The organism is Sporosarcina pasteurii (genome assembly GCF_041295575.1).
GTDB classification, from domain to species: domain Bacteria; phylum Bacillota; class Bacilli; order Bacillales_A; family Planococcaceae; genus Sporosarcina; species Sporosarcina pasteurii.
On the sequence record NZ_CP160452.1, the window covers coordinates 2,619,202 to 2,635,734 of the forward strand.

Consider the following 16,533-nt stretch of genomic DNA (forward strand, 5'->3'; position numbering starts at 1 on the left):
TTTTTTCAGTATGAATCAACAAAACACTTTACCTCGAATCAGCAGTTTAACCGCTTGAATCAATATTTTACAATCCAACAAAATTGATTGATGTTGCATATAATATAAGTCATACTCAATCATCTGGTTATGCGAATCGATGACATCGGTGTTTACTTGTGCATAGCCAGTCAAACCAGGTTTTATGCTGAGTCGCTGAGATTGGTAAGGACAATAGCGTTGAGTCACCTTAATAATCTCTGCCCTCGGTCCAATAAGACTCATATCACCTTTGATAACATTTAATAAAAGAAGCATCTCTTCGAATTTTAATTTCCTTAATAGCTTTTCTGTTTGTAGTCGGCGTTTATGAGCGTCCACTTGGTCATTCGAATCATTGACAGACCTTGTCTTCCAATCATCTCCTGTATATGATGCTGGTTTCCTTACGACGAGCGGCTGATTATTTTTTCCTCCATACAAACACTTTGAAAAAATCGGTTTATCTCCATTAATTAAGTGAACCAGTAAACAAAATAAGAGAATAGGCCATAACAAGAGCAATAAAACTAAGGTAACAATACTATCAAAAACTCTTTTCTGTACATCTTTTACATACATTGCAGTTCGATGATATGGTTGTCCCACTTGCGTCTTTTCCATAAGCCTCCTCCAATCTCCTAATCTATTCATTCACTAGGTGTAAGACTTATTATATGCGCGAACAACTATCAATATGCGGAGTATCGTAGAACAAATTCAGACAAATTTTTTATTATTCAAGTCAAAATAAAAATAGCCTTATCTACTGATAAGACTACTTTCCTAATACCTATTCACAATTCGACAACACGGTCACATAATCTTTGGATTAAATTCTTCTCATGACTCACAACGATGATGCCCATATTTCTTTTTTTAGCGGTTTCTAAAACAGCTTGCCAAATTTGTGCTTGGGTAATCGCGTCGAGCATTGTGGTCATTTCATCCGCAATTAAATACCGGGGATTCGACGCAAGTGCACGGGCAACGCAAAACCTCTGCAATTCTCCCCCTGATAATTCATTCGGCCAACGTGACAGCCATGATTGTTTAATCCCTAACAATGTAAGTAATTCGGGATCTGGTTGCCCACTTTCATGCAACACTTTTTGCATCTTCCAGCGTGGATTCACTGCTTTTTCTGGGTGTTGCAATACTAATTGTACGGGATACATTCCTTTATTTGGAATCCGATTTCCGCCAAGCGTGATATCACCTTCCAAAGGTTGCTCAAACCCGGCTAAAATCCGACAAAAAGTTGTTTTTCCTCGTCCACTTGCGCCGGTTAAGCCAACGACCTCGCCAGGCTCGATTGCAAAATGCACATCTTTTAATAACCAAGGGTCATTGCCATAACGAAACCCTATATGATTTGCTTCAAGTCGCATCGATACATCGCACCTTCCCTTCCCGCAGTTCTCGCATATCAGGACGAGCTTCCGTACATTCTTTTGTTGCAAGTGGACAACGCGGTGCGAATAAACAACCTGGGGGCAAGTCATTTAGTTGAGGTTGGGCGCCTGGAATTGGTATAAAGTCATTTTGAGGTAAAGCATTCCAAAGTGCTTTACTGTATGGGTGACGTAACTTTTCTCCTTTACCCGTAAAGTCATGGACAGAAGCAATTTCAACAACGGTTCCAGCGTAGAACACTGCAATTTTATCAGCAATCTTTAATGCAGATTCGATATCATGCGTAATGAGCATAACTGCACAGCCAGCATTCGCGAACTCCCTAAAGTTTGACAGTGCTTCTTGTATGACAACTTCATCTAAACCTGGTGTCGGCTCATCCGCGATAATAACTTTCGCGCCACTTACCGCAGCTGTTGATAATAATGTACGTCTTGCCATCCCACCCGACAATTGGAACGGATACATCTTCTCCACTTGCGGATTAAGATGATACCTTTCAAAAACCGCCCGCTGAGCAGCAAAGGCATCTCCTTCTCCAACCGAATGACGCACTTGTTTACCGACTTGCATTAACGGATCTAAGAAATTGACGGATTGCGGAATTAAGGCAATTTCTTTTCCTCTTAAAGTAACAAGCTTGTCATCCGTGAGTTCCTCTCCATCGTATTGAATTGTTCCAGTTGTACCAGCATTTTCGGGAAGAATCCCTAATATCGCATGCGCCAATAAACTTTTCCCAGAGCCGCTTGCACCAACAACGGCTAAAATTTCTCCTTCTTCGAGCTCGATGCTTAAATTCGACATCACATCGAGTGTTTGCCGTTTTAAACCACTGCCATACTGTTGAAAGGAGATTGATAAATTTTGTACTTCTAAAATCGACATTCGGCTTCTCCTCTCTGCTCACTAGTTCATTTTTGTTCATTAATACAGGTAATTCTTGATACATTTATATTTAGGTTGATTTTCATTCACAAATGAGATTTTGTTGGATCAATCAGTAACCGCAAACTTTCACCGATTTTATCAAACATCCGAACGACAAATAGTAAAGCTAATCCCGGGAAAAAGGCGAGCCACCATAACCCTGAAGATAAATACTTCATCGATTCCGATAAAATAATGCCAATTGCCGGTTCATGCGGCGATAATCCTAGCCCTAAAAATGTAACTGCCGCTTCATGTAAAATTACATGCGGAAACAATAACATAAAACCAATAATCACTTGTGGCAATAAATGCGGAAAGATATGATGGACAGCAATCCACCCGTTCGACTTTCCTAATTGTTTGGATACTTGCACATATTCCGCGTTACGCACTTGCATCACTTCCGCACGAATGACACGCGCTAAACTTGGCCAATGGGTCACCATTAGTCCAATCACGACGCCTTTAAAACCGCCGCCTAGTGTAAAGGAAATTAATATAAGCATGACTAAATGAGGAACACTTAAAAACAAATCTATAATCCATGAGACAAAACGGTCCACAACTTTCCCCATTGTTGCAGCCGCCATTCCAAGCGTTAGCGCAATGGCTGTACTACCAATCGCACCTAGTAATCCAACACCTATACTTAACGAAAGCCCCATCATCGTTCTGGTAAACATATCTCTTCCAAGCCAATCTGTACCAAATAAATGTTGAAATGATGGTGCTAAATTACGTGCGTTTAAATTCGTCATTATTTTTCCGGTATCTAGCCAACTGCTGCTAAAGATAATACTTACAAGTATCAATGTACCGACGATAATTGTAAAAATTGTTCGCTGTCTTTGATTTGATCTGAGGAGCGTTTTCATTACATACGTCCCTCCCTCGTTCTCGGATCAACGATTTGATAAATCAAATCTGCGATTAAGTTTCCGATAAATACAAATAACGTACTAAAGATGACGAGTCCCAATAATAATGGCACATCGCCTCGTAGGCCCGCTTCTACCGTCGCTTGACCAAGTCCTGGATAGGAAAACACTTGCTCTGCAAGTACGGCCCCGCCAAACAACTCGCTAAATGCAGCAAATTGCAACGTAATTGCTGGCAATGCTACGTTACGTAAGCCATGTCTCCAAAACAATGTAAAACCACGTTCGCCTCTCGCCTTGGCGAATAGCACATAATCGCTTGCTAGCACGTCAATGAGCTTTTGCCTTGTATGTAAAGCAACGTTTGCAACACCGAGAATGCTTAGCGTAATCGCTGGCAATAATAAATGTTGAAGGCGATCTGTTAAGGTGACATCTTCCGCAAGCACGCCAACTGGCACACCTAATCCAATTGGGAACCAGCCGAGCCAAACCGCAAACACGATCAACATGAGAAGTCCTACCCAAAATGTAGGGGTTGAAGCAAGTGTATAGCAATACCACTGAATAATACGGTCAATCCACGTATTTCTCTTCATTGCGGCAACAACACCGAGAATAAATCCAACAATGCCCGAAAAAATCCATGCAGTAATCATCAACACAACCGAATTGAGAAATCTTTCTCCAATCACATCACTGACAGGACTTCGATAAATCATCGAAGTCCCTAAATCACCTTTCAAAACAGCTGAACCCCAATTTAAAAACTGAACAAATGTAGGTTCATTCAACCCCCAATATTCAGCAATTTTTTCACGTTGTTCAGGTCCAACTTTTAACATATCAGCACCAATATACGCTTGAATCGGATCTATCGGTGAATTTTTCACAAGTAGAAAGGATATCAAACAAATGGCCACTAATAATGTAGCAATACGTATGGTTTTAAATAGTAAAAACCGAACTAACTTCTTCATCATTTTTATACTCACCTAATTACTTCCATTTCCAATCGACTATATTATCTGTTGCAGGCCATCCATGTCCATGTACATGGGTTCTTTGATGACCGATATCTAATCCCTCTTTAACGATATACAAATGGTCAATATTCACTAGCCAAGCCCACGGTGCATCACCTTTTGCACTTAAGCCCGTTGTGCCATCCCATTGCGCTTTTTGCCAATATTCAATGGCTTCTTCTTCACTTAATGCACGTAACGCTTTTTCAAAATATTGATCAACTGTATCGTTTTTATAAAAACCTGTATTGTAATACTCAACACCAGCATTATCAGAACCATAAATATTGTATAATTCATGTGGGTCATGACTTCCCCAACCTAATAATACGGCTTCTGAATACATCTTTTGCGCAATAATATCCCAGCTTGCTCCCTCAACCTTTATGTTGATACCAAGTGGTTTTATCATATCTGCAACAGTAATCGCTAACGATTGACGTACTTCATCATTCGCAGGGTAATAAAGACTAAACTCCGCCTTTAATCCGTCTTTTTCAACGATGCCATCACCGTTCGCGTCTCTCCAACCAGCTTCTTCTAATATTTTTTTAGCTTCTTCCATATTTCCATCGGCAATAACTGTCTCAGGATTCCACCAAGGTAACCCATCAACTGATGTATACGCTGGTGTTCCATACCCTTCTAAAACGCCATCAATTAGCGCTTGACGGTCGACGCCAATATTAATGGCGTGACGAATCGCAGCATCCGCAGTTACATCATTGCCAATAGGGAACCCATCTTCTGTCATTTCTCCGGATTCAACATAAGGAAAGACAATCCCGCGGTTATCCACTGTTTTTACTGCTTTCAATTCCGTCCCAGGAACTCTCTTCTGACTAAATGAAGCTGGAATATGGGCAAGATCTACAGTACCTGCTTGTGCCGCTGCAAATGCCGCATCTTCAGTTAAAAATAAGAACGTGATTTTTTTAATATTAGGCTTTTTTCCGTAATAATTTTCATTAGCTTCAACGATTAGTTGCTGACCTTTATCCCATTGGACAAGTTTAAATGGACCTGAACCGATTGGATTTTCAGCATACGATTCGTTATAAGCATGTTCAGGAACAATTCCCGTTGCAATAAGATTATTAATAAAAGTCGACTGGGCTTCTTTTAATGTAAAGACGACTGTCGTTTCATCGATGGCTTCAACTTTTTCCAAAGCATTCATATCTACGACTGAACCGCTTTCCAATGTTTGTTCATACGTAAACACAACGTCTGTAGCCGTCAGCTGTTCGCCGTCGGAAAATTGCACATCATCTCGCAAATGAACGGTCCACGTTTTTCCGTCTTCACTTACTTCGTAATCTGTTGCTAAGTCATTGACAACTTTCAAGTCATCATCTCTTTTTAATAACGTACTTTGAAACAATGGCGAACCATAACGGCCCCATCCTATCACCGGGTCAAAGCCTGTTTGAGGCTCCGAATTGAAGGCGAGTACTAACTCATCCTTTTTCGTATTGTCAGTACTTGTATTCTTTTCAATTGATTTTGACGATGAACAACCTGCTAAAATTGTTGTTACCAACAATATAGCGATTAAGCCAAATCCCAAAATTCGATTTCGCATATTCTTACTCCTTATATTAAAGTTTTTCTACGGGGGCGACTGTTAGCTTCCCATATTCCACACCTATTAAACTCGTTAATTGATTACTTAATTTGCGCACATCACTTGCTTTTCCTTGAACAACAATCAGTTCTATACAACTATCATGGTTAAGATGAAAATGAGTTGTTGCCATGATCAAATCATGCATCTCATGTTGAACGGTCGTCATTTCCTCAAGTAAATTCCTCTGATGATGGTTATAAAACAATAATATTGTTCCCGCAATTAGCTGGTCATCCTCTTCCGAAGATTGCTCGATAATCGCTTCACGCACAAGATCTCTGACAGCCTCCGAACGATTCGAATAGCCTTTCTGCGTGACAAGCTGATCGAATTTTCGAAGCAAACTTCCTTCCATTGACACTCCAAACCTTTTTAATGTTGAATCTTCCATAGTGAACTCGCCCCCCAGTAGCACGATTGTTAACTTTCGTAACACCGATAACCAAAAAAATTTCACGAATACCCTTAATTATAGGTTTTACAAGATAAAAAATCAATGAATTCGATGCACTTTTAATTGAAGATATACTACCATTTTCATTGGTATACATTATGGCCATTGGACGATATTCCCTCAACTAGTTAATACCTTTTCTAAAGTGTATTTATAAATAGTGTCACGATTACTGACATTCGTAGCACTGACATACAAAAAAATATAACTTCAAATATGATTATAGTTTTAGCGAGATAAAGAATCAAGGATTTCGATGTTGATTTTACGAATACCGCGTAACCATTTTCATTCGCGTACGTCATGGTGATAGGATGCTATAAAAACTTTTTAAAAAAGTTACTATGCGCGCATTTCATTCTTATGGTATGTGAGCATTTTGTATTCATGCCACGTTATTAATTTTGTAAAAAGTATAACTTGAATCCGATTGAAATGATATAAAAAGGGAAAGTATATAGAGAGAGGTAATTTTGACTAGAAACGAGGGTGTGCCATGAAAAAACAAAACATAAAAAACATTCGAATGACTTATTATTTCACAAGTATATTTATAACTGTTGGTACCATTGTAGTTTTATATCTATTACTTCAAAAAACAACAAAGCTCAGCCCTTTTATATTATTTCTTTCGCTAGCTGGCGGCGGATTACCACTAGGTATCATCGGCGTCTTTGTCGATTATAAAATCTCGGAATTTAAAGGTAAAACAAGAAACGTAAGACAGTTAAAAGGGGATTTATAATTTGTTTTCAGGCTCGTCATCATAATAGTACCTTACTAACCCGTTGATTTCCGTTCTAGGCGGACGCTTTCCTAGGGGCATGAGGTGATCCCAAGGTATTGCCGCCTTCCGATCTAATCAACTAAGTGTCCGTGCTAAACAAACGCGCCCAATTTTTATATTAATTAATAGTTGGTTTGGTGCTTCTTATTTTTTTGCACATGTTGATTTGCGATTTGCTGAGTTCCAAAAACCTCTTTAAAAAGCGGCTTACATCTGGATTAACTGCGCCAGATAATCTAAGTATGCAATTTACCCTTTTTCAAAACTCTTAGCGAACCTTATAAACCAATATAATGCAATCCAAGGAAAAATAAACTTTGTAACCCATTCTATTAATGCAGGAACAAAATAATTATTAATGCTATAAACCAATATATCTTCCAAAGATCGTCGCTTATATTAATTCAATTACTTACCAACCATCCCATTTCTTACTCAATACCCCCAACTCTTTAAGTAAACTCGGTAAAAGCCTGTCATCCTCGCTGTCCAAAGCTTCCTCGGTACATGGTGAGTGTGGCGGATAATTTAAACTTTTGGCTTCTTTTAAAGTTGATTCAGCTAGAAAGTTTGTTGCATTCGATTCCTCAAAACAAATAGGTGCAATATAAGTTTGATAAGTATGGTCTAAAATAACTCTAGTATCTGCCGATGGGTGAGTTTCTTTCGGCATCAACATACCAATCACTACAATAACAGCAATGATAAGTACAGCCCATAACCATTTTTTAGATGACTTCATGTAAATTACTCCTTTTAACCAACAGTTTGATAGCGGTATAAATCCGGTTACTAATTTACGTTCATTACATCTATTGTACTAGAAAATATATATATTAAAAATATTTTGATAGCACTCTGAACTAAAAACACCTTCACTGTTAAAACTCTGGACATAATCTTCCAATTGCCCACCCGATTATGACCGCCCCGCCACCTGCAAATGAAGCTACTGCCAGTATGCTTTACATACATTTTCAGAGAAAAGAACCATTCCTTTATTAATCTTTCTTAAGAGATTTATCAAAATCGTCTCCTACGGACAAGTTTCACCCTGACATTCTCTTACGATCTTTTTCATGTTTCAAAATTATTTTCATCAATTTGTATTCTTTTCATCAAATTTTCTCTATGTAGTAAGTAAAGGGGGAATTTTGATGACACATTACTTAAAAGACTATGCATATTTTACGAACAAATTTGACTTGGACAAGGCAGCTTCATTGCAAAAACAAGAGCATTGGCAGGAGATGAATCAGACTGATCGTGATGTACTTGACGTGATTCGTCGTTATTCTGTGAAGTTTGGCGCCGCACATTTGAAACATTACACCATTGAAAAGGCAATTAAGAAATCTAACGCTACAGTTCGCCGCGCAATTCGTAAACTGGAGAAGCTTGGTATTATTGATCGTATTCATTATGTCCGTCCTGTCATGAATGGACTCGGTGCGAATATTTATGCGATTAAACCTTTTAAACAACCTTCGAAAATTGAGAAGAGAGTGAAGGATAACCCTGCAACAGTAAAACAAGCACGCAATCAGGAAAGAAAAGCCAGCAATTCTGCTGAAATGCTACCAGTACCTACAACTTTTTTGAGCGAATGAAAACGATACTTGCTTCAACTATTGGCGAAAACACACTCGCACGCCGTTTTTTTGGCGTATACCGTCAACACACACTGCCGATGTTAAGATTTAGCTTTCACGAACATAAAAGAGAGTTGTTTGAACAACTGGGTATCCAAGCATTGCAGATTGCCGTTCAAGCAACGAAACGAAGACATATCAAAAATTTGTCGGGCTATTATTCGGGGGTCCTACGTGAACTCGTTAACAAAGCTTTATTTAGCGACGCTTTTAAAGATTTTGACGTGCCTGTTGAAGGTTTTTATTGGAAGTGAAAAAAACATTCAATACATCAACAAGAAAAGTCGTATCGGAGAACAACTATATCTTTGGATAATTAATAAAAAAGAGTGTGTTAGAAGGTCATTTTACAGACCTTCCACGACACTCCTTTCTTCTTACCTAAGTTTTGTCCCAACTTACTATATTGCTTTATGCAATTGTAGTGTATTGGCACAATAACGCGTAGATACACGATTTTATTGCCTTTTAAAATACCATTGACTATCTGGCCGATCTCGCGGCGTCATATTGATGATAAAATATCCGATAATGAGTATCAAAATGACAAAGGAATAAATTAATGTGTGGATGGGATGATCGTGATCAACAATGACCAATCTGACCATTGCAGTGATCCCAATATAAATAAAATAACGAAGTGGGAAATGATATTCTTCTTTAAAATACTTAACAATCATCGCGATAAATTCGAAATATAAGAAGAAAATTAATATATTCGCTAAGTATGTTTTGTAGTCAGTATGATCGCCAGAAAGCAATAGATCACCAAAGACAAATAGTTCTTTTATTAATACTACTGACAAAATAATTGCGAGAATCACAAGCATTATATTCAAGAACATTTGTAAAGCTTTAGGAAAAATATGCAAAGCATACGTATACTTTTTCTTGATCATATGAACGCCTCCTCTTTGATGATGTTTTATTATAAGCGGTTACGGAATTGTTTGTCAATTGAATTATCTAGGTGACAGTCGCCTAAACAAACACAACAAACGCGAATTTCATGACACTCGATTTTCTTTTAATTAACGTGAAAGTTTGAGTGACTGGCACCTCATTGGAAAAGAAGCATCAGTGATAAAAATCACTGATGCTCCTTTAAGTTTCTGTTATTCTCCTAAGTAAGCAGATAACATCCAAATATGTAGGTCAAGTTTTACTAATAACCCAACAGCGAGATCATTAATTCCATCGTCTCCGTGCTGTTCTGATAGTTCCGCTAAACCCTTTAACTCTTCTTTCAGATGCTTATAATCTTCTACAAGGCTTGCAACCATTTCATTGGCAGTTGTTTCTCCATTAGTCTCTTCTAAAGTCGCAACAGCCAGGTATTCCTTCATTGTTGCAACAGGCGTCCCACCAGACGCTAGCAGTCTTTCTGCTACTTCGTCCACCACACTAGCTGCTTCATTATACAGTTCCTCAAATTTTTCATGAAGGGTGAAAAAATGCGGCCCTTTTACGAACCAATGATAACGGTGAAGCTTCGTATAAAGGACACTCCAGTTTGCGATTTGACCATTTAATGCTGTATGTAATTTTTCCATCTAATAAAACCTCCTCAAGTTCCTACTCTAATTGTAACACATATTATATAATAATCAATATTAACTAATAGTTATTATAAAGTATGTTCTCACCTCTGTTTTCACCTCTGTTTTCACCTCTGTTTTCACTGGATCCTATACAGCTGCAGTAGGTCCTTAATACGAGTTCGCTTATGCGCTTCGCTGTTCAGCACGTCTTACGATATAAATACTCGTTTCGTAAAGCAGCATCATCGGAATCAACACAATCAGTTGGCTAATGAAGTCGGGTGGTGTAATAAGAGCCGATACAACTGCAAGCGCCAAATAGGACCATCTACGAACTTTTTTCATTGAATCAGCTGTCAACAATCCAATTGCAGCGAGAAACATTGCAACGATTGGCAGTTCAAAAATCAATCCGAGTGGAACCGTTGTCATTAAAAGAAAACTGACATACTCCTGTGCAGAAATCATCACATCAAAATTGACAGCACCTAACGTTGTTAAGAAATTATAACTAATCGGATTGACGACAAAATATCCAAAGGCTAATCCACCAACGAACAGGAGCAACATGACCGGCGCATATAAACTTAAAAATCGTCTTTCATTTTCATTTAACCCAGGACCTACAAATTGCCAAAGAAAATGACATACAAACGGCAATGCAAGTCCAACCGCAAGTGCTATCGAAATGGACATATAAAACTTAACAACTTCTAATGGACCCAGCACAATTAACTGATGTCCACGTGTTACATAAGGAAACCAAATATTAATTGTCGCGAAAACAATGACGAAAAAGAGGATAAATACAACAATACTTTTAATGAGCTGTTTCCTTAATTCTCCAAGATGAGCGACTAACGGTAACGATGGGGTTTCTTCAGTCTTCGAATCCTGTTCCTCTACTACTTGGTCGTCATCTTTTAAATCTCGCTCTGTTTTTACTTCTATTTCTGCATTTTCTTTATCTAACGGACTCAAACTTTTATGGTTGTGATCTCCAGTTGGACGCATACAATCACCTACTTCTTATGTCCCTTTTCCTTCGTTGCTTTTGGCGTTTCTTCGTCATCACTTATAACATCCTTGGCTGATTTCTTAAACTCTGAAAGTGTCTTTCCAACTGCCGATCCGATTTCTGGTAATTTCTTTGGACCAAATAAAATCAGTACAATGACAAGGATAATGATTAAACCGGGTACACCGATGCCTGATAAATTCATAGGTAGTGCCTCCTTATTTTTTCAATTAAAATTAATTTCTATTATAAAACGATAACTCATTCTTCTTTCGACAAGCGTGACACATATGCTCGGCTTCATCTAATGTTTTAAAATTCTCTTCACAACTTGTACATTCATTTTCCTGAAGCAAATAATTGATAGGTGTAACGGGTGAAATTTTACTTGTAATGGATATCGCTTGTTCTGGACAAATATCTTCACAGAGTGAACAATTCGAGCATTGTTCAGGCGCAACAGTAAAATGGGTGTCTGTCAGATGAATACACGCTTTGGGACATAGAATTTCACACGCTTTACATAAAGTACATGTACTTGTATCTAAAGAAAACTCAATAAACTGATGATCAGGATAGTACTTTGTTAAATTGAGACTTTCTTGATTAAAACGCCATTTAGCTGGCGCCATTTCTTTCGCAATGTTTTTAACATCTTTTTTCCAAAAAGAAAACAACTCTTTTCGCGTCATCGTTTGTTCAGTTTCTTCCACTGCTTTATTAAATTGAATCGCAAAAGCAGCTTCTCCAAGTTCACTTAACGCTTCATTCGCATTTTTTATCATATGTTGCCATTCATCTGAAACATCCTCGTGTTTGAACACAATCGTTGTGACTTGTTTTTGATAATAAACGAGTAATTCTTTTAAAGAGATAACGTCCTCATTAGATACGATTAACTGGTTATTCTCAACCGTCCGCTTAGGAAGAAAACCTTCCACCGCTTGTACAGGACAAGCGACAATACACTGACTACATTGTGTACACTTCACCGTATCAATGAATGGTTTTCCGTCTTTTAAAATTATCGCTTGCTCAGGACACTGATCAATACATTCCCTACAACTAGAACGGGGGCTTTGATAATGCGTACAAGATGGTAAAATTCGATATTCATAATCTAAACTTTCCAACCAACTTTGCAATAGATTCATTTACAATCCCCCTTCCTTTCTAGTTTATTAATTAACCTGGCATGACATAAAACACATAGCGACTTAATCCTTGTGCGACGACAAATATTGCTAATGCCGTAAATGTTAGACTGACGAATGTCTTTTTCGACTTGGATACTGCCAAATAACCGAATAAAAACATACCGATAATCGAAGCAATCCAGCCAGAAGCAATCATTCCTTTATAGTTTGCTAAAATCGAAGAAGCCGGCACTGCATCAATCATCGTTACCTCATGAACGGCTGTAAAGAACATAGCAGATCCTACGACTTGAATTGTGAAACCCAATACCGCAACAGCAAATGCACCTCTAATAATGCCTTTTGCATTAATGCCCGATGTCTCCTTAGAAAACTTCGGAGCTACTAAAGAAACAGCTAATACAGCACCTAAGATTAAAGTTGTTCCAAAAAAGGACGTATACGTATTGATTGAATTCCAACCGCTCACTAGAGTAGTTGCATAAAGCGCCCCCATAGCGTACACATCTATTAATCCCACAATTGCAGTCACAAGCATAAGCCATGGCGTCACTTTTTTCTGCACAATCGTTAAACCAGCTGTTAAACAAGTTAAGCCAATAAAGGCGCCCGTTAAAACGATTTCTCTACTCATCCATGAAGAACCGATATTTCGAATCGTATTGAACGCATTCATCGGTGCACCTAAGTGAGAGAATGATGCCGCTAAACCTAATAACGAAAGGACAGAAATAACAATCAAAGGCATTCTAAATAAATGATAGGCTTCGTCTTCTTTCAGCTCAGAACTTCTTAGGTTGAATAGATATAACACAAACGTACTGCCAATTGATGCCTGTACAGCTAATGTAAATATGAACAATGCCCATTCATCCATTGATATCCCTCCTCTTTACTTTGTTTTAATCACAAGATTTGGTTTTGTGATGGACGCACTTGGCATCCCTTTAATTTCACTAACATTACCGTACTTTTTTCTTAATTCTTTGATAGGCCCAAACTCGATTGCTCTCAGTGGACACGATGTAACACAGACAGGTTCTTCGCCAGCATCACGTAAGTCAAAGCACGTGTCACATTTTGTCATTTTCCCTAACTGTTCGTTAAATTGCGGTGCGTCATATGGACAATTCCACTCACAATATCTGCAGCCAACACATTTGTCGTGATCAATTAAAACCGCACCATCTTCGGCACGCTTAAAAATTGCGGTCGTCGGACAATTCGGGATACATGTAGGCACATCACAATGATTACATGACAGAGAGACATGGGTCAGTGATGGATTTGGAAACACCCCTTGTTCAAAAGAATAAACTCTGCGGAAATTTCTGCCGACTTCTAAATTATTTTTATCTTTACAAGCAACTACGCATGTTTTACACCCTATACATTTTGTTACATCGATAAAAAAACCGATTTGAGTCATATATGACACCTACCCTTCTGGAAATACAATTAGCTGTTCCCAATCTTTATCCTCAGTCAATGGCTTACCCGCATACTTTTTAACATCGCATACGACTGTGTTCCAGCCCGACGTCCCTAACCCTGTAGAGATTGGCGCTTGTAATATATTATCTGCACCAGCTTTATCAATTTTTTCATCTTTATCAAATCTTGGCCACGCACCGTGTGGTAAGGCAAGTACACCTGGCGTCATTGTTTGCGTGACTCTTGCCGGGCGTAATGTTTTGCCGTGGTCATTATAAATAATGACGGTATCGCCATCTTTAATGCCGCGTTCTTTTGCATCCGTCGCATTCATAAATAGTGGACTTGGCATCATTTCACGTAACCAAGGAATATTATCAAAAACAGTATGTGATCTTCTTAAATAATGTGGGTTATACAACTGAAACGGATACTTTCCTTTTTCTTTGCTTTTCCAATTTCCAAATGTATTCTCATAACCTAATGTTTTAGGCGTATACTTCGGTATTGGCGGAATTTCCGACCAACCTTCTTTCGACTTCTCGTGAATTGTTTCACAATAAATCTCAAACTTACCGCTTGGTGTATCTACCGGATTGTTTTCCGGATCATTGACAAAGTCTTCATACGCGATATGCCCGAAATTATCTCCCGGTCTGCGCGCGACTTGATAAACGCCTCTTTCAATTAATTCAGCCATAGGGACTCTTCCCTTTTGTGGCTTCCCTTTTACGCCCCATACTTTAATATCCGCTGCTGTAATTTCTACTAATGGTTCAAAATCTACGCCATTTTCCATAATGACATTCGTTGTCGCAAGTTCGTTAAAGAATGCTTGTTTTTCATTAAATGGATATAACAAATTCGGATCTTTTCCAAGCCTTTTCATCAGTTCCTTCGCAATCCAAATATCACTTTTCGCTTCATATAACGGGTCAACGATATTACTGTGGACGATAATCATTTCTCGGTTACCATCTAAAAGTCCGCCTTCTCTTTCCCACATAGATGTAACAGGTAACACAATATCCGAGTACTGTGCATTCGTCGTTAAGTTATAAGCATTCGTGACGACGAATTCAACTTCACGGTGCGCCTTAATCCCTTGGTTTATAGAAGTACGCGTTTGTAATGTTGCATTGTACTGATGATAAATAAACTGGATATTCGCCTTGCGTTCACCTTCACCTCTTTGGTGAAACTTCCCATCTAATATCGCTGAAAATACTTCATTGTGGTTAATTAAATTCGTTACAGCGTTTTCTTTTGGTGCCGGGTATCCTTTACTTCCTTGTTCAATTAACCAAGGGCCGCCATTTCCTGCTGCTCGGTGGACACTTACGCCTGTCATTCTTCCAGGACGTCCCATATGTCCTGTCATAAAACCGAGTGTAGAAAATGCTTGGACCCAGCCTTCACCATCATTAATCCGTGCAGCTGCCCATCCGGTTAATAAAGCGACACGTTTTGTCCCACCAATTTGACGCGCAAGTTGGCGAATAAGGTCTGGTGAGATTCCACAAATTTCAGATGCCCATTCGGCTGTTTTCGGTTCATGATCATAGGTGCCTAGTAAATAATCTTTAAAGTTATCTTTGGGATCTGCACCTTCTGGCATATGATTTTCATCAAAACCAACCGTACAACTGTTTAAAAATTCCCAGTCTATCAGCGGGTTTGTTTTGGGATCATCTTCATCAAGTAACGTGTGCATAATAGCGAGTGCTAACGCATGGTCTGTACCTGGTCTAATCGGGAACCATTCAGCATCAAAAACTTCTGCGGAGTCAGTATACATCGGATCAATCGAAATAAATTTTGCGCCTGCTTTCTTAGCTTGTAAATAGTTATACGTAGGGCTTCCCGGGCTACTCCATGCCGGATTTAATCCCCATAGAACAATTAGTTGTGAATTCCGTAAGTCTAAACGGTCGTTCATGCCTACTTCATAATATCCTTCAGCGACCCCCATCATTGTAGAAGCCCACATCCATGCTCCCCAAGATGTCGTCCCGTAATCTTTCGTACATCCACCATTTTCAAACAACACTTTGTCTATTTCGCCATCTCCAGTTGCCCAGATCGCTTCATTTCCATAGTTATTTTTCACTCGTTTTATTTCACTAGAGACGATGTCCAGTGCCTCATCCCATGAAATTCTCACCCACTGGTCTTTTCCACGAAGTTCTTTTTTCCCTCCGCCAGGTTTCCAGTTTTTACGCTTCATTGGATATTTGAGGCGATCTGCACCAAAAACTTGTTGACGTTGTGACCGACCTCTCAAGCAACCTCTTTGTTGTGGAAAATCAGGGCTATCTATATGCGTATCATCTGTCTTCTGACGAATGACAACCCCGTCTTTTACGAACACTTTATTCACACAACGACCACCACAGTTATGCCAACATGCTGCTGATTTCCATATTCCATCTGCGTCATCACTTGTCTCGCCTACTGCTTGTCCTTGTATTTTCTTCGTTAAACCGCGACTGAACGGAATGCTCGCAGAGGCGGTAATAGCTGCCGACCAACCAAGAAAAGATCTTCTTGTCATTTTGATACTTTCAATTTTCTCTTTAATATTAAACAT

The 16,533-nt window shown here is 38.9% G+C and carries 19 protein-coding genes; 3 read left to right on the top strand and 16 right to left on the bottom strand.

Translation table 11 applies throughout. The features are described from left to right. Window positions 1-15: 15 nt before the first annotated feature. The 7 genes from AB1H92_RS12555 to nikR form a co-directional block, all read right to left on the bottom strand. Window positions 16-642 carry a sugar transferase gene (locus AB1H92_RS12555; RefSeq protein ID WP_166739464.1) on the bottom strand — a complete coding sequence of 209 codons (627 nt, stop codon included), beginning with the start codon at window positions 640-642 and terminating at the stop codon, window positions 16-18. A 173-nt stretch (window positions 643-815) separates the two neighbouring features. Then, complete coding sequence (locus tag AB1H92_RS12560; protein WP_115362776.1) at window positions 816-1,409, bottom strand: ABC transporter ATP-binding protein; 594 nt, start codon at window positions 1,407-1,409, stop codon at window positions 816-818. Next, entirely contained in the window at window positions 1,399-2,322 is a 924-nt protein-coding gene (locus AB1H92_RS12565) for an ABC transporter ATP-binding protein (RefSeq protein WP_115362778.1), read from the bottom strand. Before AB1H92_RS12565 ends, AB1H92_RS12560 begins: the two co-directional genes overlap by 11 nt. A gap of 86 nt (window positions 2,323-2,408) precedes the next feature. After that, entirely contained in the window at window positions 2,409-3,242 is an 834-nt protein-coding gene (locus AB1H92_RS12570) for an ABC transporter permease (protein WP_115362780.1), read from the bottom strand. Then, window positions 3,242-4,225 (bottom strand): ABC transporter permease, encoded by a 984-nt coding sequence (locus AB1H92_RS12575; RefSeq protein ID WP_115364156.1) that lies wholly within the window; start codon window positions 4,223-4,225, stop codon window positions 3,242-3,244. Before AB1H92_RS12575 ends, AB1H92_RS12570 begins: the two co-directional genes overlap by 1 nt. 19 nt (window positions 4,226-4,244) lie before the next feature. Further along, on the bottom strand, window positions 4,245-5,855 hold the full coding sequence (locus AB1H92_RS12580) for an ABC transporter substrate-binding protein (RefSeq protein WP_115362782.1): 1,611 nt from the start codon (window positions 5,853-5,855) through the stop codon (window positions 4,245-4,247). 16 nt (window positions 5,856-5,871) lie between these two features. After that, window positions 5,872-6,291: a nickel-responsive transcriptional regulator NikR gene (nikR, locus tag AB1H92_RS12585; protein ID WP_115362784.1), complete on the bottom strand. Its 420-nt coding sequence runs from the start codon at window positions 6,289-6,291 to the stop codon at window positions 5,872-5,874. 559 nt (window positions 6,292-6,850) lie between these two features. Between nikR and AB1H92_RS12590 the strand changes: the two genes are divergently transcribed. Continuing rightward, entirely contained in the window at window positions 6,851-7,099 is a 249-nt protein-coding gene (locus AB1H92_RS12590) for a hypothetical protein (protein ID WP_115362786.1), read from the top strand. A 454-nt stretch (window positions 7,100-7,553) separates the two neighbouring features. Here the strand turns inward: AB1H92_RS12590 and AB1H92_RS12595 are convergent, their stop codons facing one another. Next, entirely contained in the window at window positions 7,554-7,883 is a 330-nt protein-coding gene (locus tag AB1H92_RS12595; protein ID WP_115362788.1) for a hypothetical protein, read from the bottom strand. Between the two features lie 415 nt (window positions 7,884-8,298). Between AB1H92_RS12595 and AB1H92_RS12600 the strand changes: the two genes are divergently transcribed. Then, on the top strand, window positions 8,299-8,751 hold the full coding sequence (locus AB1H92_RS12600) for a helix-turn-helix domain-containing protein (protein ID WP_115362790.1): 453 nt from the start codon (window positions 8,299-8,301) through the stop codon (window positions 8,749-8,751). Next, entirely contained in the window at window positions 8,748-9,047 is a 300-nt protein-coding gene (locus AB1H92_RS12605; RefSeq protein WP_115362792.1) for a hypothetical protein, read from the top strand. Before AB1H92_RS12600 ends, AB1H92_RS12605 begins: the two co-directional genes overlap by 4 nt. 204 nt (window positions 9,048-9,251) lie before the next feature. Here AB1H92_RS12605 and psiE read toward each other — a convergent pair whose 3' ends face one another. From psiE to AB1H92_RS12645, 8 genes are all read right to left on the bottom strand, one after another. After that, entirely contained in the window at window positions 9,252-9,692 is a 441-nt protein-coding gene (psiE, locus tag AB1H92_RS12610; protein ID WP_115362794.1) for a phosphate-starvation-inducible protein PsiE, read from the bottom strand. A 216-nt stretch (window positions 9,693-9,908) separates the two neighbouring features. Then, complete coding sequence (locus tag AB1H92_RS12615; RefSeq protein ID WP_115362796.1) at window positions 9,909-10,346, bottom strand: Dps family protein; 438 nt, start codon at window positions 10,344-10,346, stop codon at window positions 9,909-9,911. A gap of 171 nt (window positions 10,347-10,517) precedes the next feature. After that, complete coding sequence (gene tatC / locus AB1H92_RS12620) at window positions 10,518-11,348, bottom strand: twin-arginine translocase subunit TatC (protein ID WP_115362798.1); 831 nt, start codon at window positions 11,346-11,348, stop codon at window positions 10,518-10,520. 8 nt (window positions 11,349-11,356) lie between these two features. Beyond that, a complete protein-coding gene (gene tatA, locus AB1H92_RS12625) occupies window positions 11,357-11,557 on the bottom strand; it encodes a twin-arginine translocase TatA/TatE family subunit (RefSeq protein ID WP_115362800.1) in 201 nt (66 codons plus the stop codon). A gap of 31 nt (window positions 11,558-11,588) precedes the next feature. Next, complete coding sequence (locus AB1H92_RS12630; protein ID WP_115362802.1) at window positions 11,589-12,506, bottom strand: 4Fe-4S binding protein; 918 nt, start codon at window positions 12,504-12,506, stop codon at window positions 11,589-11,591. A gap of 31 nt (window positions 12,507-12,537) precedes the next feature. Continuing rightward, window positions 12,538-13,386, bottom strand: coding sequence for a DmsC/YnfH family molybdoenzyme membrane anchor subunit (locus AB1H92_RS12635; RefSeq protein ID WP_115362805.1), 849 nt, complete (start codon window positions 13,384-13,386; stop codon window positions 12,538-12,540). 15 nt (window positions 13,387-13,401) lie between these two features. After that, complete coding sequence (locus tag AB1H92_RS12640) at window positions 13,402-13,938, bottom strand: DMSO/selenate family reductase complex B subunit (protein ID WP_115362807.1); 537 nt, start codon at window positions 13,936-13,938, stop codon at window positions 13,402-13,404. Between the two features lie 9 nt (window positions 13,939-13,947). Further along, window positions 13,948-16,533, bottom strand: a complete 2,586-nt coding sequence (locus AB1H92_RS12645; protein ID WP_115362809.1) for a molybdopterin-dependent oxidoreductase — start codon at window positions 16,531-16,533, stop codon at window positions 13,948-13,950.